Annotated in this window: 24 protein-coding genes; 14 read left to right on the top strand and 10 right to left on the bottom strand. The window is 52.5% G+C overall.

Annotated elements, in window-relative coordinates; translation table 11 throughout:
* Positions 1 to 144: 144 nt before the first annotated feature.
* The 7 genes from AC3RCL_RS25745 to AC3RCL_RS25715 all read left to right on the top strand — a co-directional run bounded on the left by AC3RCL_RS25745 (position 145) and on the right by AC3RCL_RS25715 (position 8,313).
* Complete coding sequence (locus AC3RCL_RS25745; protein WP_492532810.1) at positions 145 to 1,302, top strand: response regulator; 1,158 nt, start codon at positions 145 to 147, stop codon at positions 1,300 to 1,302.
* Positions 1,303 to 1,476: 174 nt separating this feature from the next.
* A complete protein-coding gene (locus AC3RCL_RS25740; RefSeq protein ID WP_015737173.1) occupies positions 1,477 to 1,968 on the top strand; it encodes a hypothetical protein in 492 nt (163 codons plus the stop codon).
* Between the two features lie 135 nt (positions 1,969 to 2,103).
* Complete coding sequence (locus tag AC3RCL_RS25735; RefSeq protein ID WP_492532807.1) at positions 2,104 to 5,253, top strand: ATP-binding protein; 3,150 nt, start codon at positions 2,104 to 2,106, stop codon at positions 5,251 to 5,253.
* A gap of 110 nt (positions 5,254 to 5,363) precedes the next feature.
* Positions 5,364 to 6,287, top strand: coding sequence for an AEC family transporter (locus tag AC3RCL_RS25730; RefSeq protein ID WP_213579640.1), 924 nt, complete (start codon positions 5,364 to 5,366; stop codon positions 6,285 to 6,287).
* Positions 6,288 to 6,398: 111 nt separating this feature from the next.
* Complete coding sequence (locus tag AC3RCL_RS25725) at positions 6,399 to 6,563, top strand: hypothetical protein (protein ID WP_009589346.1); 165 nt, start codon at positions 6,399 to 6,401, stop codon at positions 6,561 to 6,563.
* Positions 6,564 to 6,785: 222 nt separating this feature from the next.
* Positions 6,786 to 7,229, top strand: a complete 444-nt coding sequence (locus tag AC3RCL_RS25720; protein ID WP_096776447.1) for an Rrf2 family transcriptional regulator — start codon at positions 6,786 to 6,788, stop codon at positions 7,227 to 7,229.
* Positions 7,230 to 7,458: 229 nt separating this feature from the next.
* Positions 7,459 to 8,313: a VOC family protein gene (locus AC3RCL_RS25715; RefSeq protein WP_492532804.1), complete on the top strand. Its 855-nt coding sequence runs from the start codon at positions 7,459 to 7,461 to the stop codon at positions 8,311 to 8,313.
* 99 nt (positions 8,314 to 8,412) lie between these two features.
* On the opposite strand, the gene AC3RCL_RS25710 is transcribed toward AC3RCL_RS25715, so the two are convergent.
* Positions 8,413 to 8,928: a hypothetical protein gene (locus AC3RCL_RS25710; RefSeq protein WP_213579638.1), complete on the bottom strand. Its 516-nt coding sequence runs from the start codon at positions 8,926 to 8,928 to the stop codon at positions 8,413 to 8,415.
* A gap of 206 nt (positions 8,929 to 9,134) precedes the next feature.
* On the opposite strand from AC3RCL_RS25710, the gene AC3RCL_RS25705 reads away from it, so the two are divergent.
* On the top strand, positions 9,135 to 9,740 hold the full coding sequence (locus AC3RCL_RS25705) for an ArsR/SmtB family transcription factor (protein WP_096776701.1): 606 nt from the start codon (positions 9,135 to 9,137) through the stop codon (positions 9,738 to 9,740).
* A gap of 23 nt (positions 9,741 to 9,763) precedes the next feature.
* The gene (locus AC3RCL_RS25700) at positions 9,764 to 10,570 is read left to right on the top strand and encodes an MBL fold metallo-hydrolase (RefSeq protein ID WP_492532802.1); all 807 of its coding nucleotides are present in this window, start codon (positions 9,764 to 9,766) and stop codon (positions 10,568 to 10,570) included.
* 89 nt (positions 10,571 to 10,659) lie between these two features.
* Here the strand turns inward: AC3RCL_RS25700 and AC3RCL_RS25695 are convergent, their stop codons facing one another.
* The 5 genes from AC3RCL_RS25695 to AC3RCL_RS25675 form a co-directional block, all read right to left on the bottom strand.
* A complete protein-coding gene (locus tag AC3RCL_RS25695; protein ID WP_492532800.1) occupies positions 10,660 to 13,245 on the bottom strand; it encodes a rhamnogalacturonan lyase in 2,586 nt (861 codons plus the stop codon).
* A 327-nt stretch (positions 13,246 to 13,572) separates the two neighbouring features.
* Positions 13,573 to 14,388: an adenosylmethionine decarboxylase gene (gene speD / locus AC3RCL_RS25690; RefSeq protein WP_009589344.1), complete on the bottom strand. Its 816-nt coding sequence runs from the start codon at positions 14,386 to 14,388 to the stop codon at positions 13,573 to 13,575.
* 318 nt (positions 14,389 to 14,706) lie between these two features.
* Positions 14,707 to 15,069 (bottom strand): VOC family protein, encoded by a 363-nt coding sequence (locus AC3RCL_RS25685; RefSeq protein ID WP_492532798.1) that lies wholly within the window; start codon positions 15,067 to 15,069, stop codon positions 14,707 to 14,709.
* A 30-nt stretch (positions 15,070 to 15,099) separates the two neighbouring features.
* On the bottom strand, positions 15,100 to 15,558 hold the full coding sequence (locus AC3RCL_RS25680) for an SRPBCC family protein (protein ID WP_096776442.1): 459 nt from the start codon (positions 15,556 to 15,558) through the stop codon (positions 15,100 to 15,102).
* Positions 15,559 to 15,646: 88 nt separating this feature from the next.
* A complete protein-coding gene (locus AC3RCL_RS25675; protein ID WP_015737161.1) occupies positions 15,647 to 16,432 on the bottom strand; it encodes an AraC family transcriptional regulator in 786 nt (261 codons plus the stop codon).
* A 188-nt stretch (positions 16,433 to 16,620) separates the two neighbouring features.
* On the opposite strand from AC3RCL_RS25675, the gene recQ reads away from it, so the two are divergent.
* The 3 genes from recQ to AC3RCL_RS25660 all read left to right on the top strand — a co-directional run bounded on the left by recQ (position 16,621) and on the right by AC3RCL_RS25660 (position 20,774).
* Positions 16,621 to 18,504, top strand: a complete 1,884-nt coding sequence (gene recQ / locus AC3RCL_RS25670; protein ID WP_492532795.1) for a DNA helicase RecQ — start codon at positions 16,621 to 16,623, stop codon at positions 18,502 to 18,504.
* Positions 18,505 to 18,609: 105 nt separating this feature from the next.
* The gene (locus tag AC3RCL_RS25665) at positions 18,610 to 20,382 is read left to right on the top strand and encodes a B12-binding domain-containing radical SAM protein (protein ID WP_192570740.1); all 1,773 of its coding nucleotides are present in this window, start codon (positions 18,610 to 18,612) and stop codon (positions 20,380 to 20,382) included.
* Positions 20,383 to 20,597: 215 nt separating this feature from the next.
* On the top strand, positions 20,598 to 20,774 hold the full coding sequence (locus AC3RCL_RS25660; protein WP_015737159.1) for a hypothetical protein: 177 nt from the start codon (positions 20,598 to 20,600) through the stop codon (positions 20,772 to 20,774).
* 141 nt (positions 20,775 to 20,915) lie between these two features.
* Here AC3RCL_RS25660 and AC3RCL_RS25655 read toward each other — a convergent pair whose 3' ends face one another.
* The 4 genes from AC3RCL_RS25655 to mnmL form a co-directional block, all read right to left on the bottom strand.
* Positions 20,916 to 21,881 (bottom strand): alpha/beta hydrolase, encoded by a 966-nt coding sequence (locus AC3RCL_RS25655; RefSeq protein ID WP_492532792.1) that lies wholly within the window; start codon positions 21,879 to 21,881, stop codon positions 20,916 to 20,918.
* Between the two features lie 55 nt (positions 21,882 to 21,936).
* On the bottom strand, positions 21,937 to 22,905 hold the full coding sequence (locus AC3RCL_RS25650) for a type I phosphomannose isomerase catalytic subunit (protein ID WP_192570743.1): 969 nt from the start codon (positions 22,903 to 22,905) through the stop codon (positions 21,937 to 21,939).
* A gap of 74 nt (positions 22,906 to 22,979) precedes the next feature.
* On the bottom strand, positions 22,980 to 23,570 hold the full coding sequence (gene mnmM / locus AC3RCL_RS25645; RefSeq protein WP_145040510.1) for a tRNA 5-(aminomethyl)-2-thiouridylate-methyltransferase MnmM: 591 nt from the start codon (positions 23,568 to 23,570) through the stop codon (positions 22,980 to 22,982).
* Positions 23,570 to 24,523, bottom strand: a complete 954-nt coding sequence (gene mnmL, locus AC3RCL_RS25640; protein WP_492532789.1) for a tRNA modification radical SAM protein MnmL/YtqA — start codon at positions 24,521 to 24,523, stop codon at positions 23,570 to 23,572. Before mnmL ends, mnmM begins: the two co-directional genes overlap by 1 nt.
* Positions 24,524 to 24,833: 310 nt before the next feature.
* On the opposite strand from mnmL, the gene AC3RCL_RS25635 reads away from it, so the two are divergent.
* Positions 24,834 to 25,016 carry a hypothetical protein gene (locus tag AC3RCL_RS25635; RefSeq protein ID WP_015737155.1) on the top strand — a complete coding sequence of 61 codons (183 nt, stop codon included), beginning with the start codon at positions 24,834 to 24,836 and terminating at the stop codon, positions 25,014 to 25,016.
* A gap of 191 nt (positions 25,017 to 25,207) precedes the next feature.
* A complete protein-coding gene (gene trmB, locus AC3RCL_RS25630) occupies positions 25,208 to 25,921 on the top strand; it encodes a tRNA (guanosine(46)-N7)-methyltransferase TrmB (RefSeq protein ID WP_492532787.1) in 714 nt (237 codons plus the stop codon).
* The last annotated feature ends 51 nt before the right edge of the window (positions 25,922 to 25,972 follow it).

The raw sequence follows: 25,972 nt of genomic DNA, 5'->3' as shown, positions 1-25,972 counted from the left end.
AGTATTATACTTGGAATTGTGAGTTTTTCAAGTGAAAAAATAAGAGAATATTGTCATAAACATGCTTTCGATTGTTGCAACCATGCGCAGGAATCAATATAGTTTACATAGGACCGTATTTTTCCAATCCAAGGAGTTATATGAATGAAGGTAATTCTCGTAGATGACGAACCGTTGGCCTTGAAGTATTTAGAACGTCAGCTGTTAAAACTGGATACCATGCCTATAGATGTAATCGGTACGTATACGAATCCTTTTGAGGGGCGAAAGGAAATTCTTGCAAGGGACGTGGATATCGTGTTTTTGGATATCAGCTTGCCGGAATTGAACGGGATCGAGCTGGCGGAGCAGCTGCTGGAGCAGAAGCCCCATCTCTGCATTGTATTTGTGACGGGATATCACGAATATGCAGTTACCGCATTTGAATTGAATGCCGTCGATTATATCGTCAAACCGGTCCAGATCGATCGAGTAGCCAAAACGATGGAGCGGTTGCGAAGTCGCATTGCGTCCAGACCGGAAGAGGTCCTGAACCCCAATCATAAAATTCGGATGACGATGTTCCGCCAGGTTATGATCGAACAGCCGAACGAGCAGGGGCAATTCGCCATGCTTCATTGGCGGACAACCCGGGCCCAGGAAATATTCATTTACTTGCTGCAGCATCGGGGGCAGCTGGTGCGCAAGTCGGCACTGATCGATATGCTATGGCCCGAGTTCGACATGGATATGGCCTATCCCCAGCTGTATACCGCCATTTATCATATCCGAAAAACATTGGAGCCTTATGATACCCGATTTCAAATCACCAACACGACGGAAGGCTATGTGCTGAATGTGGAAGACGTCCAGCTGGACATCGAGGAGTGGGAGAACTGGTTCATGGCGAACCCCTCGGTGTCGGCCGATTCGATAGACGGCCATCTTGAAATGATGAAGCTGTATACGGGCGATTATCTGCAGGAATATGATTATTGGTGGGCGGAAGGCGAGCGTCAAAGACTGAAGGAGCTGTGGCTCAGCGTATCGTTATCCATGGCGGAATGGTATGTGGATCAGGAACGCTTCGAAGAGGCCGTACTGTGCTTCGCCTCGATCCAGAGGCTGCATCCCTTGGAAGAGAAGGCCTATTTTTCATTGATGAAAATATACGGCTTGCAGGGGAACCCGGCCCAGGTACACCGTCAATTCAGCCTGCTGCGTCAAGTGCTGGAGGATGAGATGGGTGAGGAGCCAAGCCCTTACATCAAGAAATGGTATGACGAGTGGAGCGATGGAATCCAAATCACCCATATACAATAAATGACCTAGTCAAGCAATCATAAGATAGGAATCACCGGCCGCTATGACCGGTGATTTTTTTGTATGCGTCAACCGAAGGTCTGTTCTTGTTGGTTCCTGTTCAGAAATTGTAGAGGACCGCCTCTTATACTGTAGAGTGTGAACCATAAGAATCGGGAGGTACAATATTCGGTTATGAAATTCATTCGGAAATTTAAGGAATCTTCGCTGCATAAAGCCATGGGGCTGGAGCTTGGTACGTTTCGGGAGATCGAGCTGGATGCAACTAAGGATGTCCAGCATTGCCGAGGCTTCTATGTTTACTTCAACGGCAAGCGGATTGGCATCGTTGCTACGGACGAGGGACCGGTATTTCTGTGTGATCAGGAGAAGTTTTTGCTGGATGAGCGTACCGTTCATTTTTTGCTGCAAAAAAATGCCGAGTTTAATACGTTTATCTTCATGTGGAATGGAGGCGTGAAGCTTCAGATTCCATATTTGCGGTCGTTAATCGAATATAACGGAAGATGGGTGGATGATTCGATATTCGACTTTTTTTCGTGGATTTATGAAGCTTCCGGGAGAAAAAGATTCTACTCCTACTATACGGTGAAGCATGTATCCGCTGACGAATTATGCCCGCATCAGCCTCTTCAGCGTTCGGGCAAAACGCTTTCGATTGTTTAGGCGGCCAGACGAACCCGTGGTTTCATGTGAACTTTAGGGAATGGGACAGACAATTGCATCGCAACGATGTAAAATAATGGACAGTTATGTAGTGTTATTGATTCTTACAATACGTTATATAAAGGACTGTTAATATTGTCGATCTATTCCAATATCAAATCGAAGCCCGTCTCCGGCAGAAGGTTGCTGGGGATTACTTTTCTGTTTATCGTGATTTTACTTTCCGTGCGCTTGGTCTGGTTCAACACCATTACGGTACCCGAGGAACGTCCGTTCCGGCAAGGCGTGCTGGATCTTCGGGCTTGGCCGGCGGATGACCGGAGCAGGGTCGCCCTGAACGGGGAGTGGGCCTTTTATCCGAATCAATGGAAGGGCCCGGATGGAGCGTCCCAAGGAGAGCCGGCTGCCGCCGACCCGCGCTGGATACAGGTTCCGGGGCCATGGGAGGGCGTGAACGAGAACGGAAACCAAATCGGCTACGGGACTTACCGCCTCAAGCTGCTCGTACCGGATCGGAACAAAACTTACAGCATCTGGATCAGCGATATCCGTACAGCCTATCGTTTGTATGTAAACGGGGAATTATTGCACGAATCAGGACATCCGTCCGATCTGCCAGAGACCCACGTGGCCAGAATCGTCCCCCATATGGAGCTCATCCCCCCGACTGGCGGTGATGAGCTGGATATCATCGTGGAAGTGAGCAACTATCAGTATGCCGATTCAGGCGGGATCCGGCTGCCGATCCAATTCGGAACGGCGGAAGCGGTGATGAGGGGAAAGGCCTTCTCCGAGAACATGCAGCTGCTGGTGTGCATCGTGCTATTGCTCCATGTCATCTATGTTTTTATTTTGTACTTGATCGGCTATCGAAGCAGAGGGCTTTTTTATTTTGCCGGGCTTATTCTGTTTACGCTGCTGGCTACGCTGAGCGACGATGATAAGCTTCTGTTGGTGTGGCTGCCCGGCATCCCTTTCGAATGGGCGGTGAAGCTTAAGGTTATTGCTTATGTCGCGATATCTTTATGCTTGATTCTGTGCACCAAGCATTTGCTAAAGCCGAGGATCAAGGAGGGCTTTTACCGAGCTTACACGTTGTTTGTGGTTTCGTATGCCGCAGTCTATTTGCTGCTTCCGTTTCATCTGATGGTCCATCTCTCTAAATATTTGTCGGTGGTATTGATAAGCGCCGTGCTGTTCGTGCCTTCGCTGGCCAGAAAGGCGGTCAGCGAGCGGAAGGAAGCTGCGATCTTCATCCTGCTGTCGGCGGTTGCGGTTTCCTGCAACATTATGATAAGCGGAATTTTAAGATTCCGGTATTTTAAGGAACTGCCTTTTTACCCGATCGACCTGATCGTTGCGTTTCTCGGGTTTGCTTCCTTCTGGTTTATCCGGTTTACCAGAAACAGCGTCATGCTTAGGGAACAGGCCGAGCAGCTGCAGCGAGCGGACAAGATGAAGGATGAGTTTCTGGCGAATACGTCCCATGAGCTGCGAAATCCGCTGCACGGCATCATCAACATGGCGCAGTCGCTGCTGGAACGCAAAGGGAGCGTATTGGAGCAAGAGGATCGCAATCAGCTGGAGCTGATCACCGGCATCGGCAGACGGATGTCACTGCTCCTGGACGACTTGTTGGATGTTTCGTTATTGAAGGACAACCGCGTTCGGTTGAATGTGCAGAGCGTTCACCTCGGTTCGGCTGTTCAAGGCGTGCTGGACATGCTCCGTCCGATGGCGGAAGGCAAGCGAATCGAGCTCGTATGCGAGATCGCGGAGGATGGCCCCAAGGTATGGGCAGATGAAAGCCGCTTGGTTCAAATCATGTTCAATCTGATTCACAACGCCATCAAATATACGGAGGCGGGGCGTATCACGGTGGCTGCCGAGGTCATTGAAGGAAGGGCTTATGTCCACGTTCGCGACACGGGGATCGGTATGGACGAAAAGACGTTAAGCCGAATATTCCTCCCCTACGAGCAGGGAGATTCCGGTTTTGCCGCTTCGGGAGGCGGTTTGGGGCTTGGACTGGGCATCAGCAAGCAGCTGGTTGAGCTCCATGGAGGGGATATTTCCGTAACATCCGCTCCGAGTCAGGGGAGCGACTTTACGTTCACGCTGAAAGTGGACGATATGATGAAGCAGGAGAACGCGGATAAACAGGAGTTTATCGCGGATTCCCCGGCTTCAAATCCAGAGAAAGAGAAGGAGACGCAATCGAATATGTCAGATATGCACGAACAGGATGACGCCGAATCGGAGGCTCTGGCGCTTGCCCGTCCAAGCGACGGCAGGCTGCTTATCGTTGACGACGATCCGGTTAACCTGAAGGTCATCCATCATTTGCTTGCAGACGAGGGGTATCGGATCGTGACCGTTACCCGCGCCGAGGAAGCTCTTCAGCTGTTGGAGCAGGGAGAATGGGATCTTATCATTTCCGACGTGATGATGCCCCAGATGTCGGGGTATGAACTGTCCAGGACGATTCGGCAGAGGTATATGCTATCGGAGCTTCCCATCCTGCTGCTGACCGCCAGAAACCGGCCGGAGGACATACATATGGGGTTCATCTCGGGAGCTAACGATTACTTGATAAAACCGGTGGATCACCTGGAATTAAAAACGAGGGTACGCGCCTTGCTGGAGCTGAAGCAGTCCATTAAGGAGAGGCTGCATATGGAAGCGGCTTGGCTCCAGGCCCAAATCCAGCCGCATTTCCTGCACAACACCTTAAATTCGATCGCTTCGCTAAGCGAGGTGGATCCTTCCCGGATGATTGCGCTCATCGCAGAATTCAGCCATTATCTGAGAGCCAGCTATGATATCAGCAACCTGGACCGTTTCATACCGTTGGAGCAGGAGCTTGGCTTGGTTCGCTCTTACCTGTATATCGAGGGGGAGCGGTTCGGGGAACGGCTGCGTGTCCGTTGGCATATCTCCAACGAGGTTGCCGTGCAGCAATGGAAGCTTCCTCCCTTGACGATGCAGACCATCGTGGAGAATGCGGTCGTTCACGGGGTATTGGCACGGACCCAGGGAGGGACCGTAACCATCCGCATCGTACGAGAGGCTGAATCTGCCAAGGTGATCATCGCGGATGACGGCGCGGGGATGGATCCCGAGAAGCTCCGGAGGATGCTGGGAAGCGGACATCGCGCCACCAAGGGAGTCGGGCTTATGAACACGGACCGCCGTTTGAAGCAGATTTATGGGCAGGGCCTCATGATCGACAGCTCAAGGGACAGAGGAACCACGGTGTCATTTGTCATCAAGAAGATGGCATAATCAAAGCCTGAGCCTATTAGACCTATAGTCTTTGAATCTTGGACGAATGCCGCAGGTTTAGGTTAGGATGTAGAGATGATGATATTTTACTTCGTATAAGGGTGGACTTCATGATCTCTTCTTTTTTGGCTACGATTTACAGCGTATTCCTTCCGATATCGCTGCCCGTCATCGGCGGAGCGCTGCTTAAGCGATTTAAAGGAATTGAAACCAAGGGGCTCTCGGCCCTGTCTTTATATGTGCTGAGCCCGGCACTGATCTTCGAGACGCTGGAAAAGGCTTCGATCACCTCGAACGAGGTGACGGTGACGGTTGCCTTTTGCCTGTTGAACGTGATCATCCTCTGGGCGCTCAGCGCCTTTGCAGGTAAAATGCTGGGCTTGTCCCAGACGGAGAAATCGGGCCTCGCCTTGACCACCATTTTTACCAACAGCGTGAATTACGGGCTTCCCCTCGTGCTGCTTGCATTCGGGCAGGCAGGGCTGGATAAGGCTTCCGTGTATGTCATCGTGCAGATCATCATCATGAATACATTAGGCGTGTATTTGGCAGCGCGGTCTCATTTTTCGGCCGTAAAAGCGATCAAGACCGTATTTACACTTCCTTCGGTTTACGCCGCGGCGCTTGCCGTACTCTTCCGGTTGACGGATTTCCAGCTCCCCGAAGGGTTGAATACCGGCGTTTCCATGCTGTCCGCCGCCTATGCCCCGCTGGCTCTTGTCATACTGGGAGCCCAGATGGTTGGGGTTCGGGAGGGTGGAGCGTCGCTCGCCGTCTCAAAGCGCGGATTCTGGTCGGGCATGGCGATGCGAATGCTGGTGGGCCCGTTGGTGGCTTGGGGATTGCTCGCGATGTTATCCATTGAGGGTACCTTGTTTGCAGTCATTCTGATACTGTCGGCGATGCCTGCAGCCGTGAATGCGGTCATCCTTGCCGAAGAGTACGATGCCGCGCCCAAGCTTGTATCCAGGTGTATTCTGTGGACTACGCTGGCTTCTTTTATCGTTCTGCCTGCCATGATTGGCTTTCTTTAAGATTTCTCGCCTCCGGAAGATTGGTTCAACTCTTGGACTAGCGTGTAAAGAGTAGTAAGCGTCAAGAGATAACCATCATCTGCGAATCCGAATCGGATGGAGGTGGAAACTATGAGCAGACCGCGTGACCGAGACGTGGAGATCGAGACCCGCAATATCGAGGAGCGTAACGACTCCAGCAGGGTAGCTTCTACGTTGATCAAGTATGTTGCTTATCTGATCATCTTTTTTGGTTTCTTGTACTTCCTGATCAAATACGTATTCCCGATGTTCTAAGTTCAGGCCGGGTTACGTCGGTGAGAAAGCCTCTCCTTAGCCACAAGCGGGATGGAGGCTTTTTTTCATGAAGCTAGGGAAGGATCGCAATGTGCCGTAATGGATGAGCAAGTTTTTCCTATCATTCCATGGACACGGCGGGAGCGTTGACTTTGGAGTCTAATGTAACTATGATGGTTACATGCTAGTCATCTGAAGATTTGGACCGTCAGGAGGGATCGCATGAACATAAGCAGCCGATTTGCAGTGGCCATTCATATTCTTTCCGTGCTGGAGATGAATAAGGCTGGCGTCAGCACTTCAGATTATATTGCGGAGAGTGTGAACACGAATCCGGTGGTCATCCGGCGGATTGTCGGCATGCTCAGCAAAGCGGGCCTGGTCGAGGTGAAACCCGGCGTAGCGGGAGCGAAGCTGGCTAAGCCTCCGTCCGGGATTACGCTGCTGGATATTTATCATGCCGTTCATGTCGTGCAGGAGGGTTCCCTGTTCGGTATTCACGAGAATTCGGACGCGAAATGTCCTGTTGGCAAACATATTCAAACGGCGATCGTTCCGGTGTTCTCGGCCGCCCAGAAGGCCATGGAGGATACGCTGCATGAGGTGAATTTGGAGCAAATCGTCCGGAAAATCCATGCATCTGCTAACGGAACATCCAGCGAATAGATGATATATGATACATGATACGCTCAATCCTTGCAGGATGGGCGTTTTCTTTTGGGCCTGGTTGGTGTGCCTTTGTTCATATGTTAATTACTGGGTTTGACAACGGGATGGTCCTGTAACTATAATGATTACAAGTAAGATGTAACTGTTTCGATTACAAGTTAAGCCTGTCGCAGACCTGAATATATTTTTTGAAAAAATCAAACAACAACATTCAAGGAGTGAGAATATGACAGCCATTATACATCCATCCACAAAGCTCGGACCCGTCTCTCTTCGGATTAGCAATCTGGCACAATCGGTACGCTTTTACACGGAAGTCGTTGGATTAAAAATGCTGCGCCAGCATGGCCGGGTGGCCGAATTGACGGCGGACGGCAAGCAGCCGCTGCTGATCATTGAGGAGGTTTCGGACCTGACAAGGCCGCAGACCCGGACGGCAGGCCTGTACCACTTTGCGATCCTGGTACCGGATCGGGAATCGCTCGGGCTCGCGCTTGCCAATCTGATCGCCCATAACATGCCGGTCGGCCAAGGCGATCATCTGGTCAGCGAAGCGCTGTACATTAATGATCCGGACGGAAACGGCATCGAGATTTATGCCGACCGGCCACGGGATACCTGGAAGCGCGATGCCAAAGGGGAATATGTGATGGCCACCGACCCGGTCGATGTTGAAGGACTGCTGGCTCTCTCCAAAGAGAAGGAATGGCTTGGACTTCCGGAAGGGACCGTCATCGGGCACGTGCATTTCCATGTGTCCAACCTGCAGGATGCCCGCGCATTTTATTGCGATGTGCTGGGTTTTGAGCTGACCGCCCATTATGGGGGAGCAGCGTTGTTTATATCCGCAGGAGGGTACCATCACCATATCGGGCTCAATGTTTGGGCGGGACTCGGGGTACCGAATACGTCTCCGAACGCTGCGGGAATGGAGAATTATACGATCGAGCTTCCGAGCCATGAGGCGCTTGAGGCGGTAACCGGCCGCATTCGCGAAGCGGGGCTGCACCTGGAACAGCGGGACGGCGTCTGGGCCGTTCAAGATCCTTCGGACATCTGGATCCGGTTGGTTGTTGCTTAATATCATACGAACGAAGAAGCCTGTCCGCTATATTAGCGGCAGGCTTTTTTTAATGAAACATCACCGTTAGGATGATCAGCTAGACAGAAAGCAGGCAAGCTAGATCCGGTTTAATTCAACCAGCGTACGGAGCATGAACTCCGTGATATTCGGAATGTCTCCCATCTGATCTTCGTTGATTTTGCGGGGAAAGCGAAGCTCGATCGTGTTATGGATGGGGACCGCATCGTCGCCGTAGGTGTAGCGTATCGTCTGCACCGGCGGGAGCTCGGGATTCCATATCTCCTTAACAATCTTCGCGATAACCGGGCACGAGTAGGCAGGATCGGCAATGTTTTTATGAAAGCGGAGCTTCAGCACGCAGCCCGGCTGCTCTTCCGGAATTTCCAAAATCTCGGCCGCCAAATCCCGCAGCCCGGTCTCCAGGCAAATTTCGGCTGAAGCCGCGGATTGCTGAACCAGCTCGAACCGGAGGCTAAAACTTCTGGACAAGGTCGCCATATCCAGAAGGTCCTTCCGATCGGAAACGCGGATGATTTCATCGAGATTGTCGAGGTCATAAACCGCATTCTCGATGCCAACCTTTAGATTTTCGAATATAGTCGGGTCAAACATGGAGGCACATCCTTTGATGAACATAATGTCGTAATAGACGATCGTGGATACTATATCACAGCCGCCAGGCGAAGGGGAATGGCTCGTCTGATAAGCCGGAGACCTGCGTCAGGATTGACCGATAGATCAAAGTCATGGTAGGATGAAATCCAATCAACAGTAAAAATTAATTTACCGGTAAAATGTATGGAGGTGTTAAAATGAAAATGACTGGTGTCTATAAAATTCAAACCCATGAGCAGCTCAAAGCGATCGCGGATCCTCTCCGCACCAAAATGCTGATGAATCTGGTGAAGGATGCCTACACCGGACAGCAGCTGGCCGAGATGCTCGGCATCACGCGGAACAATATTTACTTTCATCTCAAGGAGCTGGAGAAGCATGGCATCATCCATGTGGTCAGGAAGGAAGAGAAGAACGGTATCGTGCAGAAATACTATCGCGCCGTTGCAAGCCGCTTCATCCCGGAGGATCATTTGCTGCCAAGCCTGGATTTGGTGGAAACCTCAAGACAGGTATTCATGGAGACGCTTGATGTAACGCGGGACAAAATCGAGACCGCCCCGGCTTCTTCTTTTGCACTGGACAGTACGAGTGAGCACCACAGGAAAAATCTTGCGGGAACCTACCGCTTTCGTGCAACGCAGGAAAGCTTCCATGCTTTTGTGGAAGAATTCAAGGGGCTTCTGGATAAACACTTCACGATGGAAGGTGCCGAATCCGGCAGAAGCTCGCTTTCCGAGGAGGAGAAGAGCTATTATATGTCGTTGATAGCATTCCAAGATGATCATGAGAATATCACCATTCGATAATCCTGGACGGGGGATACATACATATGGACAATAATCAATATACCATCGTGAACGATGATGCGTGGTTTACGGTATCGCAGCTGGATGAAGGCACGTTTGCCATCAGTGAGTACGGGCATTGGGAGAAGGTGCATTCGTTTCTGTTGATAGGGGACGAGCGTGCCGCATTGATCGATACGGGCCTTGGCATCGACGACATGAGGCGGATAACGGATCAGCTGACGGATTTGCCTATCATGGTACTGACCACGCATGTTCACGCAGATCATATCGGCAGTCACGGGCAGTACGGGGAGATTTATGTGCATGAGGCCGAAGAGGATTGGCTGGTCAGCGGCATTAAAAAGCTTTCGATTGAGCAAATCCGCAAGGATATATCACGCGATATTACGAGACCCGTACCGGATTCCTTCGATCCGGCAGCGTACACCCCTTATCGGGGGCAGCCGACCGGCCTGCTTCGGGATGGGGACGTCATCGAGCTTGGCGGGCGAAGCCTGGTCATCTACCATACGCCGGGCCATTCGCCCGGACATATTGCGGTATTTGAACCCAACCGCGGGTACTTGTTCACTGGCGATTTGCTGTATGATGAGACGCCGGTATATGCCTTCTACCCGACGACGAGTCCCGGGGATCTCGTTAACTCGCTGGAGCGGATCGCGAATATCGAAGGCGTAAATCGGATCTTCGGTTCTCATAATACGCTTGGATTGGACCCGGCATGGCTGGACTTAGTAAAAGAAGCCGTGCAGGAGCTCCGGGAAAAAGATCTTGTCCGATTTGGAACGGGCATTCACCGGTTCAACGGATTTTCGGTTCAATTCTAATATCGTCATGAAGCAAAGCCGCCTCCGGATCAGCAATCGGCATCCGGAAGGCGGCTTTTTAGGCTAGCGATTGTTTTTAGGGAATTAAGCTATTTCCACATGATGATGAGCGTCCATGCCTGATAGGACAAGTTCATCCGGGCTCTATCCGATATCGCACCGGGTTTCTTATGCTCCTCCAGCTGAGAAACGAATGTATTTAAAAATTGGAGCGCCTGTTCCCTGGAGCCCTTGCTTATGTGATGCTCTGCCTGCTTCAAGGCATTGCTCAACCGGGACAGCAGCGGGTTAGCCAGTTCCCCTGCGCGGGCATACTCGCTCACCAATTGATCCAGCACGTTCAGCATGCCCGGGGATTGATAAACGGGGATAGGAACCTCCGAGAAATCCGTATCGGATGCGAAATAAAAGCTGGTGTAAGAGGGCTGGTTATACGTTGTATTTTGTCTGGCAACCTCGACCCGATACTGCGGATCATGCATGAGCGTATAGAGCTTACGGTCGGTGACCTCGGTGCTCAGGTAAATCCGGAGGGCCGAGCTGTCCGTGGTCCGGACCACCAGTTCCTCTCTCCAATCCCCGAAGAGATCGGCGACGAGGGCAGGATTTCCCTTCGTCCCGTTATTGGTGCGCGTGCCTTCTGCAGTTAGCAGCGTCCCGCTGCGCCAGCTTTCGATGACCGGTGTCTGATCCAAGTTACCATTCACGATCTGGGTGGTCATATCCGCAGACCATTTGATGTTCATGTTCGTGCCCGGCATGGTCGAAGAGAGCTGTTCTCCATCTGCAGACCACGTGCCGACGGCCCATGTTTCGAGTCCCCGCTGATCGGGATCGATATCGCCGATCATGCCGCGTCCGGTGTCTTTTCCGGTATAGCCGCCGTAGAGGAGCCCGCCTGTTGCCGCATCACGGAGGGAATAGCCGTAAGGGGCGTCGGCACCGCCTTCATGAACCATGAAGATCTCAAGACCCGGCCGATCCGGATCGATGTCGGTGACGTGCATGGCGTCCCCATGACCAAGGCGTGCCATCGCTCCCGGATCCGCGCTTTGAGGAGGGAGCACATCCATGGAGCTGTACAGCAGCGTACCGTCATGGTCAATCGTTGCCGAACCGTAGACGATTTCCTGTTTGCCGTCGCCGTCGACGTCAGCCGCGCTTAACGAGTGGGCCCCTTGCGTCGTTAACGTACCGAATGCGGCATCGCTCCCGTCCCGGCCATGCGGACTGTCGTTAAACGGATTGGTCATCGGGGTCCAGCCGCTGTCCACAGCCCAATGCTCGCTTAAGTGCCGGCCATCCCACTTGTAGGATACGAGTGTGGATCGGGTGTAATAACCGCGGGCGAATACGGCATAGGGCTGTTCCCCGTCAAGGTAAGCAACGGCGGCAAGGAAGCGATCCACGCGATTGCCGGGTTCGATCCGGGCCAGGGCATAATCGCCCCACATGAGACCGTCGTCATGCCTGCCGGGTTTATACCGGATCGTCTCGAGCTCTTTGCCGGACGCGCCTTCAAATACGCTGAGATATTCCGGACCATCCAAGATGAACCCTTCGAATGCCCGGAGATTGTTGCGGGCGCTTCGCTGCGGCGCATAGGTGTCCATGAAGTGATCGACCAGGCTTTCGGCATCGGTACGGGATAACGGATAATGGTACTTCTTATCGATGCCGAAGCTTTCTTCGAGCGTGGCCGGCCAGCGGCCGCTTACGACCTCTTCATGCTGATGCCAGTTCATGAACAGGTTTACCATGTGCTCGTAGTAGCCGGTTTTGCTCAGCCGGTAATCGTCCTGATTGGAATATCCGGCCTTCCTATCCTCGGGCAGCAGCGTGATGTATCTCTGGGAGATCATGTTGCCGGCTGGATCATAGCGAAGAATCTTGGTGCCCGGTGCCGTTTTGAGCATCATTTCCGCTTTGCCGTCCCCGTCAAAGTCATACACCATGAACTGCGTATAGTGGGCGCCGGAACGGATGTTGACGCCGAGGTCGATCCGGTACAGCAGGATGCCCTCCAGTGTATAACAGTCAATGTACGTGTTGCCGGTATACCCGATTTGGGAAACGTCCTTGGAGTTGGAAGGGTCCCATTTGACAAAAAGCTCGTACTGCCCATCGCCGTCCACATCGCCGACGCTGGCGTCATTGGCAGAGTAAGTATAAGGCTCCCCAGCCGGGGTGACTCCGCCATCCGGCTTGTTTAGCTTCAGATCGTAATAGGGGGAGGACCAGGGAGTGGAGGTGAGGCTCTGGTCGACCTCTTTTCCATTCACGACGGCAGATACGTAATAGGAGGATGATGACGTGCCCGATCGGTCCAGGTAATTGGTGCTGTTCTCGACGACGGCAATCAGGTTGCCGTCCCGATAGACATGAAAGGTCGGACCGGTCGGACCGGTAAGCCCTTGGTCGTCATAACCGGTTACTTCTCCGGCAAGCAATCGCCAGCTCAGAAAGTTGCCCTCTGAAGTGGAGGCCGATACGATCCCCCTATCCAAATACTCCAGCTGAATCCGGCTGGTTTTTGTGGCACCTTGCTGCGTGCTGCTTGCCGCTTGATGCGAGGGCGCCGCTAACGACTCGATGCTCCCCGTGATGATCATGGGGAGGGTAAGAGCCGCTGCCAACAGCTTGCGATGCAAGCGGAGTTTACTTCCATGCTTCATGTTCAGCCACCTTTCTCCTTATGGTTCGGATGCTGGTGCGCAGCATTCCGTATGCGCTTTCACAAATGGTAGAGCGGCTCCTCCTTTCTGGTTGGAATGGGGTAATAAGTAAATCACTTTCATTGTATGGAACCTGGGAGAATGACAACATACAAAAAACAGGCCATTTGATTTAAAAAACAGAGTGAATTCTAATTCCGAAAGTCGATTTCTAGGGTGAAGCCATAGAAGCAGCAAACAGGCCGGGCTCCTGGGAGCCCGGCCTGTTTGCTTGCTCGCATGAAGGACATGCAAGAAAAGAATAGCCGCCGCAGGGTAGCAAGCCATTCAGTAACTCCGGTCCATGTTCTTGCCGTAATAAATCTCGTCCATCTCCAGTTTGATGCGTTCGGTGATTTCCTGCTGCTCGGCCTCGGACAGCTTATCCTTCGTGTAACCGAACAGATAGTTGTCCAGGTCGAACTGCTTCAGCTTGCACTTGGTATGAAAGATGTTCTCCTGGTATACGTTGACGTCGATCATATCGAACAGCTCCTTGGCTTCGTCCGGAATATAGTTCTGGATGGAGCTGATCTCATGGTCGATAAACAGCTTGTGTCCGTGAATATCCCTCGTGAATCCCCGGATTTTATAGTCTATCGTCATAATATCCGTATCGAAGGAGTGGATCAGGTAGTTCAGGGCTTTGAGCGGTGAGATTTCCCCGCAGGTCGACACGTCGATATCGGCCCGGAAGGTGCTGATGCCCTCGTCCGGATGGAATTCCGGATACGTATGGACGGTAATATGGCTCTTGTCGAGCTGGAGCACCACGTTATCCGGCAGCGGACCCGGCGATTCGTCATAGGATTCCTCCGGCACCTCCACGACGGGGCCCTCGGAGACTAGCACCGTCACGCTGGCTCCCTGCGGGATATAATCCTGCTTGGCAATGTTCAGGACATGCGCGCCGATGATTTCGGCCACATGGCTCAATATTTTTGTCAGCCGATCCGCGTTGTACTGCTCATCAATATATTCAAGGTACGCTTCCCGTTCCTCCCGGGTCTTCGTATAGCAGACGTCATACATATTAAAGCTGAGCGATTTCGTCAAGTTGTTGAACCCATGGAGGGTCACGCGTTGTTCTGGTGTCATATCCATATGAAATTTCCCCTTGTGTAGTTAATATATCAGTTCGAGTACCTATTATTTCCGAAACCGTCGATTCCTAATCTGCCCATGCTCCGCCTTTGAAGCAGCATTACTATGTTCTTACCCGGATCGGGTTCAACGTTAACAGAGGCGGAGGAATGCCAGAGGGAAGCAGCGGCGGCTCCCAAACTCCAAAAAGACCACACCGGATTTCTCCGGCTGGCCTTATCTATCAGAACGACACCTGCTGCATGCAGCTTTATCCCTCTGGCGTTTATATGGATTCACTTCATATGCTTTTAACTTTGATGCTGCCAAACGGATGGATTACTCCGTAAATTCCAGCAGCTCGATCACATTGCCAAACGGGTCGCGGATGGCGCTGTACAGCCCGGGAGGGCACGGCTTGGGCGTATCGAAGATGACGTCGACGCCCTTCGATTTGTAGTTCGCAATGGCTTCGTTTACATCCGGGGTCTCGATTCCGATGATCACCTGTGCCTCATGCGGGTATTCCGTATTCGTTGGACGGTCGCATTTCTGCAGAACGAGGGACATGCCCTCATGCTTCAAGCTGACGATCTGATCATCATAAACCCTGGAGACTTCGAATCCGAGAACATCGCAGTAAAACTGTTTGGCTTGCTGTATATCGCTTACATTGATCGATAGAACGCATAGGTTTGGCATATGCTCGCACTCCTCCGCTCATGGTTTGTTTTACTTGCAGCACAGAATCCCGTTCCCGGATTCGATATTGGATTTCAAGCTGGCCAGCATCCCCTTCCACGCATCGATATGCCACTCCCGGGCTTGCCGGGACGCTTCGGAATCCTTCCAGCCTGTATGCTCCAGGGTTATTCTCGTGCCGTCCGCCTCAGGGGAAAAGGCAACCTTAACCGCTGTCAGCTCGCCTTGATTCATCGTTTCCGCGAAGGGATCGGGTCCTTTCCACTCAAAGACAAGCACGCGTGGCTCGTCATACCGCAAAATGGTACACCCGGCGGTGCACATCGATTCGCGATCGGCGGGGTTAAAATACAGCTCGAATTTTCCGCCCGCTCTCGGCTCGATTTCCGCAGCCGGCGCAAACCACTCGGTTATCCTTGCGGACTCGGTCCATGCTCGCCACAGGAGCTGCACATCGGCCTGAATCACGGTTTCTTGAATAATGGTCATGTATATTCCTCCATCATATAGCGCTGATTGTTCCAGACAACTCTTCTTGCAGTTCCATTATAAATGGACAAGTACATCGAAAATTCTTCTACCTTGCGCTGTTATTCCGATCCTTCTCAAACAAGAGCAGCGGCAGGTTAACCACAATCGGCGGGTCATGGGGCAGAGGCTCCCGTAAGGCAATCTTCACGTCAAGATCGGTTCCCCTGTCGATATGGACAGGCTCCTCCAGTTTGCCGCGCAGGGATTTGCCCAGCAGAAAATAATCCTTTGGATTGAGGCTCCAGGGGATGCCCGCGGCCAGCACGTAATACGTGCCGGCCGGCATGCCGGTTAAGGTGCAGGTCCGATTCTTGAGGTTGACGGCCGTACCGGTTACGGGCTTCTGATCGGGCACGGGTCTTGGGAACAGACCGACATAAATCATGCCGCGGAACGCCTCGGGAGCTTCGATCCGGCAGCGAATCCGGGGCAAAGCCTGCGATTCTTCCCCTGCCCAGGCTAACGGCTTATGCTCATATTGATTCACATAACGATGAAGGGACTCGGTGGTGGAGCGGAACCTCTTCGGAGACAGGCCGACAAGCTGCTTAAAACGGGTGTTGAATGTGCCCGGACTTACCAAACCGATGTTCATTCCGATTTTCACAAGCAGGGAGGGGCTTTGAAGGAGCTCGGTTTTGCCCGATTCGACCCGGAGGGCGGACAGGTACTGCCTGACGGAAATGCCGGTTACCCGTTTGAATATCCTGGAGAAATGGTAGGGGCTGTACCCCGCGAGATCGGCGAGCAGCTCGGTTGTCATCGGCTCGTCCAGATGCTCCTTCATATATTGAATGGTTTGCCGCACGGCTTCGGCATGTTCATCGTTCATTAGGGATCACCAACTTCGTTTTAATGGCTCTGCATGATAGGAGACGTATTTCCACATTTATGAAATTCTGCTCGTCGAATGCAATTTCCTTCCCCGATTCGGTTGCCCATTCATGGAAAGGCCGTTAAACTTAAAGGATGAGGGCTTTCTAAAACGGAAAACCAAGGTGAAATAAGGAGTTTATATCCATGAATGTGGAAACAAATGATAGAGAATCGATGAATATGGACACAGCGCGGGAATACCTGCAAAAATATTACGGCTATTCCGATTTTCGGGACGGACAGAAGAAAATCGTCGCGAGCCTGCTAACCGGCCAGGATACGCTCGGGATTATGCCGACGGGCGGGGGCAAATCCATCTGTTATCAGATCCCGGCACTCCTCAGCCCGGGCCTGACGTTGGTCGTATCGCCTCTGATCTCCCTGATGAAGGATCAGGTGGATGCACTTACGACGGCGGGCGTGGCGGCGGCATATATCAACAGCACGCTCAGCGGCAAGGAAGTGAACGAGCGCATACGCGCGGCCAAGCGCGGTGACTTGAAGCTGTTATATGTCGCCCCGGAACGGCTTGAGCTGGACTGGTTCCGTGAGGAGATGGCAGGCCTCGACATTTCGATCGTTGCTGTCGACGAAGCGCACTGCGTATCCCAGTGGGGTCATGATTTTCGGACCAGCTATCTTTCCGTCGCTCCTTTCGTAAAAGGGCTGCCGAACCGCCCGATTGTCGCGGCCTTTACGGCGACGGCTACGCCGGAGGTTATGGAGGACATGCAGCGACTGCTTCGACTGGAGCAGCCGCAGGTGTTCGTGACGGGACTTGGGCGGGACAATCTGGAAATGTCGGTGCTTCGCGGGGAAAACAAGCGGGAGTTCGTGCTGGATTATGCGGCCTCGCATACCCACCAGCCGGGCATCATCTATGCTGCCACCCGGAAAGAGGTGGATGATTTATGCCAGCGCCTGCAGGCGAAGGGGCTACTTGCCGGACGTTATCATGCCGGCATGAGCGATGCGGAGCGAGCGGACAGCCAGGAGGCCTTCCTGTATGACGATATTCGCGTCATAGTTGCAACGAACGCGTTCGGCATGGGGATCGATAAATCCAACGTTCGGTACGTCATCCACTACAATATGCCGAAAAATATGGAGTCTTACGTCCAGGAAGCCGGCCGTGCCGGGCGGGACGGAGAGCCCAGCCAGTGCATCCTGCTGTTCAGCGCCCAGGATATCATGACGCAGAAATTTCTGATCGAACAGAACCCCCAGGAGGGCGAGCGGAAGCAGAACGACTACCGAAAGCTGCAGCAGATGATCGATTACTGCTACACCACAAGGTGTCTGCGCAGCGCGATGCTGGATTATTTCGGGGAAGAACACGAAGACAAGCCCTGCGGTACGTGCAGCTCCTGCACGGACGACCGGGAGCTGGTGGATATCACGGTGGATGCCCAGAAAATCTTCTCCTGCATTCACCGGATGCGCGAGCGCTTTGGCGTGTCGATGGTCGCCTCCGTGCTGAAGGGCTCGCGGGCGAAAAAGGTGCTGGAATACGGCTTTGACCGGCTTCCAACCTATGGCGTCATGTCGAACCGGACGGAGAAGGAAATATCCGAGACGATCAATGTGCTCATCTCGGAAGGGTTCCTGGCGCTGACCGAAGGCCAATATCCCGTTGTGAAACTTCAAAGCGAGGCGGCCGACGTGTTAAAGGGCCAGCGCGAAGTGATGCAGCGCGTTCCGCGGCCTTCCAAGGCTGCAGGCAGCCAACGCAGCGGCAGCCGCCGCGACTACTCGCCGTCTGCCGTTAACGAGACGGTGTTCGAGCAGCTGCGTTTGATTCGGCGCGAGCTGGCAAGCAAGGAGCATGTGCCGTCCTACATCATTTTTAACGATGCAACGCTGCGCGAGATGAGCGTGGTCTGCCCGCAGAGCGAGGATGAGATGCTGAACGTCAAAGGGGTCGGCGAAGTGAAATTCCGTAAATACGGACGTCCGTTCCTGGAATTCTTCCTGAATGGTCAGAGCGCGTCGAATGACGGGGACGATTTGTATGACTATGAAGAATAGTCTTGCATGACAGGCGGAAATCATGGCTTTTTCTCCGTTTCATCACTCAGGATAAACCGTTCGGTGAATAAATTAACATTATGTAGAAGGAAAGTGGACCCTACCATGAAAGTCATACTATCAACCTTGAATGCCAAGTACATTCACACCTCCTTGGCCATTCGCTGCCTGAAGGCATACAGCGAGAAGGATTTCGATATCGAATTGACGGAGTACACGATTAAGGACCCCGTGATGAATATCGTCTCCGACCTGTTCCAGCGCAAGCCGGATGTGATCGGATTCTCCTGTTATATATGGAATATTGAAGAAACGATTAAAGTGATCGATATCGTGAAGAAGATTATGCCGGAGGTCACGATCATACTGGGTGGACCTGAAGTATCCTACGATACGGAGTATTGGATGAAACGGCTGCACAATGTCGATTTTATCGTCATGGGCGAGGGCGAGGAGACCTTCCATCACTTGCTGCAAACGATCGAAGGGGACAGGAAATTCCATTTCGTGTATGGCGTGGCATACCGCAAGCAGGACGAAATTATCGTGAACCCGGGAAGACCGAAAAGTATCCTGGCCGAGCTGCCTTCCCCGCATCGTTTTCCGGAGGATATTCCGCATCTCGGGAAGCGGGTCGTCTATTTTGAGACCAGCCGGGGCTGTCCCTTCAGCTGCCAGTTCTGCCTGTCGAGCATTGAGGTGGGAGTTCGCTACTACGATATTGAACGGACCAAGGCGGATATCCTCTACCTGATCGAGAACGGAGCGAAATTGATCAAGTTCGTAGACCGCACCTTTAATATTAAGCGCGATTACGCGCTTGAGATGTTTGAGTTCCTGATTGAAAATCATGGCGGCTGCGTGTTCCAGTTTGAGATTACGGCGGATATCATGCGTCCCGAGGTGCTGGAATATTTGGCGAACCATGCGCCTCCCGGCATTTTCCGGTTTGAAATCGGCGTGCAGTCCACGAATGATCCGACCAACGAGCTGGTGAAGCGCCGCCAGAATTTCACCAAGCTGTCACGCACGGTGACGATGATCAAGGAGAGCCGCAAGATCGACCAGCATTTGGATTTGATCGCAGGGCTTCCGGAGGAGGATTACAATACGTTCCGCAAAACGTTCAACGACGTGTTTGCCCTTGGACCGGAGGAGCTGCAGTTAGGCTTCCTGAAGATGCTGCGGGGAACCGGGCTGCGGATCGATGCGGACAAGTATAACTACACCTACATGGACCATGCTCCGTATGAGATCCTTGGCAGCGACGTGCTTCCGTTCTCGGATATCGTCCGTTTGAAGAGACTGGAGGATGTGCTGGAGAAGTATTGGAATGCACACCGAATGGACCACACCCTCAATTATTTGATGAAGCATGAGTTTACGTCGCCGTTTGATTTCTTCCAAGAATTTGGCGACTACTGGGAAGGACAGGGCTGGCAAAAAATCGGCCATCAGCTCGAGGACCTGTTTACGCGGTTAACGGCCTTCCTGGAGTTTCGGAACACGCCGAACATGAACGTGGTCTCCGGTCTGATGAAGTTTGATTATTTCCTGGGCCATAAATACAAGCCGCGCAAAATATGGTGGGATCATGCCCAAGACAAAGCGCAGTGGAACGCCAATGTTCGTAAAATCGTGGAAGACCCCGCGGCACTATCCGCCGATTTCGCCGATCTTGGGATCACGGAGCGTGATCTTCAGAAGCATGCGATGATCGAGGTGCTGCCATTCAACCTCGACGATGCCATTCAAGGTGGTACGGGCTATCCGGACCATGCGGTACGCGCAACGATGCTGCTGGTATTGTACCAGCAGAACGAAACAGGGCAGCCCCAGTACTACACGATGCCTTTGGAGTTGGCGACGCAGGCATAATAGGGGAAACGAGGGACAAGCCTTTTCCCAGATTGGTTGTGACACGGACTGGTTGTTTTGGCGTAATTGCTTAATTTCCGCTGCCAGGAACCGGCGGCCCCGCTCTTTAGCGACCCTTTTGCGATCATAACGAGCCCTATCTAAAGGCGTTTCAGGAATAAAACAGCCCTGGCATCGGTATTCTAATTGGCATCAACCGATGAGGAGGGGATGTTATGAACGACAATCGGAAGGGGCAAGAACAGCTTTCGTCTGACGAGCCGACCATCGCACCGGGCATGGAAACCAATGACGATCTGCGCGAAGAGGCTACCGAGGACGAGGTAGCGCAAGGAGAGTACACCCAGGTCACGCAATTGATCATCGATCGCACGCCGAGCGATGATGAGTAAGGTGCTTCGATTGAGCCTTAACGCTGCCAATTTCAAAGGTTCTGTAGACACTAACGAACTGCTTAGCAGCATAATAAAAGGGATGCCCTGGATTTCAAAAACCCGGGGCATCCCTTTTATGTGTCTTGGCATCACGCTTTGTTACATCACTCGTATCGATTCTTGCGGTACGTTGTCCGAGCCGGATGTGTGCCGTTCGAGCCAGTCGAGCACATCGGCTGCCACTTCGGCACGGTTGGTCTCGTGCAGCATTTCGTGGCGGCCGCCCGGATACAAACGGTATTCGAGGTCCTGGACGCCATGCTTCCGATACAATTCGATCAACCGCCGAACGCCTTTGCCGCGGTGTCCGACCGGATCATCCTCGCCCGAGAAAATATAGACAGGCTTATCCTTCGGAAGACATTTCATCAATTGAGGCTGGTGGATCTGTGACAGCAGCTTGAAGAAATCGCGAAAGAAGCGGGCGGTGCACACCTTGCCGCAGTATGGGTCGTTGATATACTTATCCACTTCGGCTTCATCCCGGGATAGCCAATCGAACGGCGTGCGAATAGGACCGAATCCTTTGTTGTAAGGACCGAACACCAGGGCGTTCAGCATCAGGCTCCGGTGCGTGTTTCCTTGCAGGCGCATTTGCGCGGCCGCCAAGCTCATGCCGAACGTCAGTAGTCCCTGGGGACCGTTGGTGCCTGACAGGATGAATCCGTCGAATAATTCACCGTCCGAACAGATGATTTTTTGCGTCAAAAAGGATCCCATGCTGTGCCCCATCAAATAATGCGGAACGCTCGTATGGCGCTTCTTGAGCTCGGAAGCAAGAAGAAGCTGGTCTTCAATCATTCCTTCAAAGCCGTCTTCCCCGGCATCGCCGAGATGCGTAAGCCCGGCCGTTAGCCCATGGCCTCGATGGTCGTTGCAGTATACGGCATAGCCGTGCTCCGTGAGCAATTCGGCAAGCTCCCCGTAGCGCTTGCCGGTTTCGCACATGCCATGCGCGATTTGCACAATGGCACGAATGGGATCATCCGGGCCGGGCAGCCATTCATATACAAAAACATGCATACCCTGCGTATTCAGCATCGTAAACGTGTCGGTTTGCATCATTAGGGCTGGCACCTCCGCAAGAACGAATGGTTTATATCATTTATTTATACCCTGTTTAAGGCAAATATGAACGCAGAACCGTGGATTGCCCGTCCAATGTATAGGCCCCCAGATTCGCAGGCAGCAGGAAGCACTGTCCTGACGTGTAATCGATGGAGCCGTTATCCCAGCTGAGGGTTCCTTGGCCGTCGCATACAACGACGATCGTGAAGCTTTCCGCGGAAGTGGACAAGGACCATGCTCCGCTCACGACGCCTTTTTCCACGACGAAATACGGGGATTTGGCAAGCTCAAGCCATTCTCCCGGCACCGTTCCTTCCGTGCTCATGGTGGTTGCTCCCGATCCTTCATAGGCCGTCACATTCAAGGAGTCTTCGATATGGAGCTCGCGCGGCTTACCGTCAAGACCCGGTCGATTATAATCGAAAATCCGGTAGGTCGTATCCGAGTTTTGCTGGATTTCCGCCACCACAACGCCCGCGCAGAGCGCATGCACGGTTCCCGCAGGTATGTAGAACGTATCTCCGGCCTTTACGGACACTTCTTGAAGCTGGTCCATAACGGTGCCGTTTTCCATGGCTTCCTTCAAGGTTTCCCGGTTCACGCCTTCTTTCAGGCCGTATATGATTTTGGCGTCCGGCTTAGCATCCAGCACATACCACATTTCGGTCTTGCCAAGCTCTCCCTTCGGAAGCCCTTCGTAGTCATCGGTCGGATGGACCTGAACGGAGAGGTTGTCATTGCAGTCAAGCAGCTTGATCAGGAGCGGAAAACGTCCGTTAACCTCGGAGAATCCTTTGCTTCCGAACCATTCCCGCCCGAATTGCTCCCGGACCTCATCCAGGCCGCGTCCGGCAAGCTCGCCGTTCACGATGCTGGTCGTGCCGTTCGGATGGTCGGCGATCATCCAGCCTTCCCCGATATGTCCTTCAGGAATATCCAAGCCGAACTGCTCTAGTGCCCGGCCTCCCCACACGCGTTCTTTAAATTCAGGCTGGAACAACAATGGATATGGTTTTGTCATTGTAATCATCTACCTTTCATCATGTTTGGAATATTCTATGGATGTGAAGTGCGGTACCTCTCCTAGAACTTATATCATATCGGCTTCTTTCGTTCCAGTGCAATGAGATATGGCGCTTCGGAGCGCTGAAGGCCGCGATACAAAATCGTTTGCACTTTGTGCTGGGGCAATTCCCCCGCCCAAGCCTGGACCGCGTCCGCCTCGGCATCGCCGCCTTTGTGGCCTGGATACAGCACGATGGTGATAATGCCCCCGGGGCGGAGCAGCTCGATCGCAGCCTCCAGGGCCGTGAGCGTACTGGCGGTCTCCGTCATGATCCGTTTATCCGATGAATCCGCCGGAAGGTAGCCGAGATTGAACATGATCGCACCCATGCGGCCGTGCTCAATCTCAGGTACGCACTCCCTCATAAGCGAATGGCTCTGAAGAACAAGGCTAACCTCCGCAAGGGTGCCGGGCGGCTCCTTGTCCAGCCTTTCCCGAGTCAGCTGCAGCGCCTGCTCTTGAATATCGAAGGCATACACTTTGCCCTTTGAGCCTGTGCATTTGGCTAAATAGAGCGTATCGGCTCCGGTTCCGGCGGTTGCATCCAGCGCGATGTCTCCGGGACGGAGCCTTTCGGACACCAGTTTGTGGGCAAAACTTAAAACCGAGAGGAAGCCCATCAGGATACCCCCCACAATTTACCCTGCCACGTATCCCGGCGCTTGAGCTCGGCGTCGATGCCGTTAAGCACTTCCCATTTTTTGAGACTCCACGTCGGTCCGATCAAGAGATCCCGGGGAGCATCTCCGGTAAGGCGATGGACGATCATTTCCGGAGGTAAAAACTCCAGGCTATCCACGATAAGGCTGATGTATTCGTCCTGCTCCAGGAATCGCAACAGCCCGGCTTCGTATTGTTTCACCATCGGCGTCTTGCGCATAAGGTGCAGCAGATGGATTTTGATTCCCTGCACATCCATCTTGGAGACCGCCCGGCCGGTGGCAAGCATCATGTCATGATCCTCTTGCGGAAGCCCGTAAATAATATGTGTGCAGACCCGGATATTATGTTTGCGCAGCTTCTCGACGGCTTCCAAATAACATTCGGTATCATGGGCCCGGTTGATCAGCTCCGAAGTGGAATCATGGATCGTTTGCAGACCCATTTCCACCCACAGATAGGTTCGCTCGTTCAGCTCCGCCAAGTATTCCACGACATCGTCAGGCAGGCAATCGGGACGTGTGGCGATCGACAAACCGACAACCCCCGGCTGCTGCAGAATGACTTCATAATATTCGCGAAGTTCTTCGACCGGAGCATACGTGTTGGTATAGGCTTGGAAATAGCCGATATATTTGGCGTTCGGCCATTTCTGGTGCTGCCGGTCACGGATGGTGTTGAACTGGGTAACGAGATTATCCCGCCGCCTTCCCGCGAAATCGCCGGAGCCGCGGGCGCTGCAAAAGGTGCATCCGCCCTTGGCAATCGTGCCGTCACGGTTCGGACACGTAAAGCCGGCATCCAGCATAACCTTGAATACCTTCTCCTGGAACTGGCCGCGCATCTCGTAATTCCATGTATGAAAACGTTTGTCGCCCCATAAGGTCGGGGCGGGTATAAGTGGTGTGCTCATGTTTGCTCCTTTATAGACGCTTAAGTTGAATTGAGACAGGTTCAGCCAAGGCCCTGGCAACCCATAATTTACTGGCCTTTTACTTAAATGAAACAGCTACGTCCATTGTAACAAAAAATAAAGGATTGCGTTATATACAGGTCTTCAAGCCTAATTAAGACGTTGTTACTTGAATGGATTGCATATAATTGGTATATTTAAAATAGAAAAATAAAAAGATGATTCAAGCAATTTTGGCATGGGTATATAACGGATAGGATTCATATTTGTGTGACGTCATGGATACAATAATACCGTGAGGTGATTACGAATGAATTCATCGACAGTAAAGAATGACAGTAAAGACAAAATCGCTGTGGAGCTTACCCCGAATGAAGCCCTAGCCCTTACCGGCGTGGAGTTTAACTCCGACCAGGGAGTCAAGGCTTCGGCACGTCGCAAGATTCGGGCCGCCTTTGAGAAGACGTTTGATTTTACGTCGGAAGAAAGGTAGACTATTCACAGTTTAACTATCGCGGAACCCCAATTCCAAATATAAGAAAAAGGAACCTAAAGCCTCTGCGTTGAGCAGAGCGTAGGTTCCTTTTTCTATGGGGCTCTTTACTTTTGGGATCAACTTCGTCACAATAAATGCAGTATCGGGATATCATTCTAAATTTACTTGGAAAGTTTCGGAGGTATGACATGCGTTTACGCGGAAGAAAAGGTATACGGGAAAATCTGGAGCAGCAGGAAGACCTGGTCGTTTTGGACCCCGGTCAATATAGAGGGAAGTGGGCTTCGTTATTTGGCAACGACCTTCCGATCCATGTCGAATTCGGCATGGGCAAGGGCCAATTTATAAGCCAGATGAGTTACAAGCATCAGCAAGCGAATTTCATCGGCGTCGACATGTACGACGAGCTGATTCGCCGCGCAAGCGAGAAGGGGCGCAATGTCTGGGCCCAGGAGGGAGTCGATACCCCGCCGAATCTGAAGCTGGCGCTGTTTAATATCGAGAATGTCGAAGAGGTTTTTGAGCCCGGCGAGATTGAACGGTTATATTTGAACTTCAGCGATCCGTGGCCAAAAACAAAGCATGCACGCCGTCGTCTGACGCATCCGCGCTTTCTGGACAAGTATTCCCGGATCCTGAACGAGCGGGGGGAGATCCATTTTAAGACCGATTCGGTCACGCTCTTCGAATTCTCCCTGAATGCTTTTGCCGATTATGGTCTGCAAATGACGAACATTTCGCTGGATCTGCATCGCGACGGGCTGAACGAAGAGCATGTCATGACAGAATACGAAACGAAATTCGTCGGCCAAGGCATGCAAATTCATCGCTGCGAGGCGATCGTAGGCAAGGAAGCCCTTGCTTCATACCATCAGAATCGCCTTGAAAAATACGGAAAATAACATCTACACGTGATAGTTTCTCTCCGTGATAGCGTTTACAACTATTATAAT

This window comes from Paenibacillus sp. MT86, assembly GCF_058792535.1.
Note: the sequence above shows the minus strand (reverse complement) of the source record. Positions and strands in the feature narration are given on the sequence as shown.

Excerpts from the sequence above, each read along its gene's own strand:
- AC3RCL_RS25730 (WP_213579640.1), top strand. The coding sequence starts at position 5,364 with ATGATCTCTTCTTTTTTGGCTACGATTTACAGCGTATTCCTTCCGATA.
- AC3RCL_RS25715 (WP_492532804.1), top strand. The coding sequence starts at position 7,459 with ATGACAGCCATTATACATCCATCCACAAAGCTCGGACCCGTCTCTCTT.
- mnmL (WP_492532789.1), bottom strand. The coding sequence starts at position 24,523 with ATGAGCACACCACTTATACCCGCCCCGACCTTATGGGGCGACAAACGT.
- mnmM (WP_145040510.1), bottom strand. The coding sequence starts at position 23,570 with ATGGGCTTCCTCTCGGTTTTAAGTTTTGCCCACAAACTGGTGTCCGAA.
- AC3RCL_RS25665 (WP_192570740.1), top strand. The coding sequence starts at position 18,610 with ATGAAAGTCATACTATCAACCTTGAATGCCAAGTACATTCACACCTCC.
- AC3RCL_RS25655 (WP_492532792.1), bottom strand. The coding sequence starts at position 21,881 with ATGATGCAAACCGACACGTTTACGATGCTGAATACGCAGGGTATGCAT.
- AC3RCL_RS25740 (WP_015737173.1), top strand. The coding sequence starts at position 1,477 with ATGAAATTCATTCGGAAATTTAAGGAATCTTCGCTGCATAAAGCCATG.
- trmB (WP_492532787.1), top strand. The coding sequence starts at position 25,208 with ATGCGTTTACGCGGAAGAAAAGGTATACGGGAAAATCTGGAGCAGCAG.
- AC3RCL_RS25685 (WP_492532798.1), bottom strand. The coding sequence starts at position 15,069 with ATGCCAAACCTATGCGTTCTATCGATCAATGTAAGCGATATACAGCAA.
- AC3RCL_RS25710 (WP_213579638.1), bottom strand. The coding sequence starts at position 8,928 with ATGTTTGACCCGACTATATTCGAAAATCTAAAGGTTGGCATCGAGAAT.
- AC3RCL_RS25635 (WP_015737155.1), top strand. The coding sequence starts at position 24,834 with ATGAATTCATCGACAGTAAAGAATGACAGTAAAGACAAAATCGCTGTG.
- AC3RCL_RS25700 (WP_492532802.1), top strand. The coding sequence starts at position 9,764 with ATGGACAATAATCAATATACCATCGTGAACGATGATGCGTGGTTTACG.
- AC3RCL_RS25680 (WP_096776442.1), bottom strand. The coding sequence starts at position 15,558 with ATGACCATTATTCAAGAAACCGTGATTCAGGCCGATGTGCAGCTCCTG.
- AC3RCL_RS25650 (WP_192570743.1), bottom strand. The coding sequence starts at position 22,905 with ATGACAAAACCATATCCATTGTTGTTCCAGCCTGAATTTAAAGAACGC.
- AC3RCL_RS25725 (WP_009589346.1), top strand. The coding sequence starts at position 6,399 with ATGAGCAGACCGCGTGACCGAGACGTGGAGATCGAGACCCGCAATATC.
- AC3RCL_RS25695 (WP_492532800.1), bottom strand. The coding sequence starts at position 13,245 with ATGAAGCATGGAAGTAAACTCCGCTTGCATCGCAAGCTGTTGGCAGCG.
- speD (WP_009589344.1), bottom strand. The coding sequence starts at position 14,388 with ATGGATATGACACCAGAACAACGCGTGACCCTCCATGGGTTCAACAAC.
- AC3RCL_RS25675 (WP_015737161.1), bottom strand. The coding sequence starts at position 16,432 with ATGAACGATGAACATGCCGAAGCCGTGCGGCAAACCATTCAATATATG.
- AC3RCL_RS25745 (WP_492532810.1), top strand. The coding sequence starts at position 145 with ATGAAGGTAATTCTCGTAGATGACGAACCGTTGGCCTTGAAGTATTTA.
- AC3RCL_RS25720 (WP_096776447.1), top strand. The coding sequence starts at position 6,786 with ATGAACATAAGCAGCCGATTTGCAGTGGCCATTCATATTCTTTCCGTG.
- recQ (WP_492532795.1), top strand. The coding sequence starts at position 16,621 with ATGAATGTGGAAACAAATGATAGAGAATCGATGAATATGGACACAGCG.
- AC3RCL_RS25660 (WP_015737159.1), top strand. The coding sequence starts at position 20,598 with ATGAACGACAATCGGAAGGGGCAAGAACAGCTTTCGTCTGACGAGCCG.
- AC3RCL_RS25705 (WP_096776701.1), top strand. The coding sequence starts at position 9,135 with ATGACTGGTGTCTATAAAATTCAAACCCATGAGCAGCTCAAAGCGATC.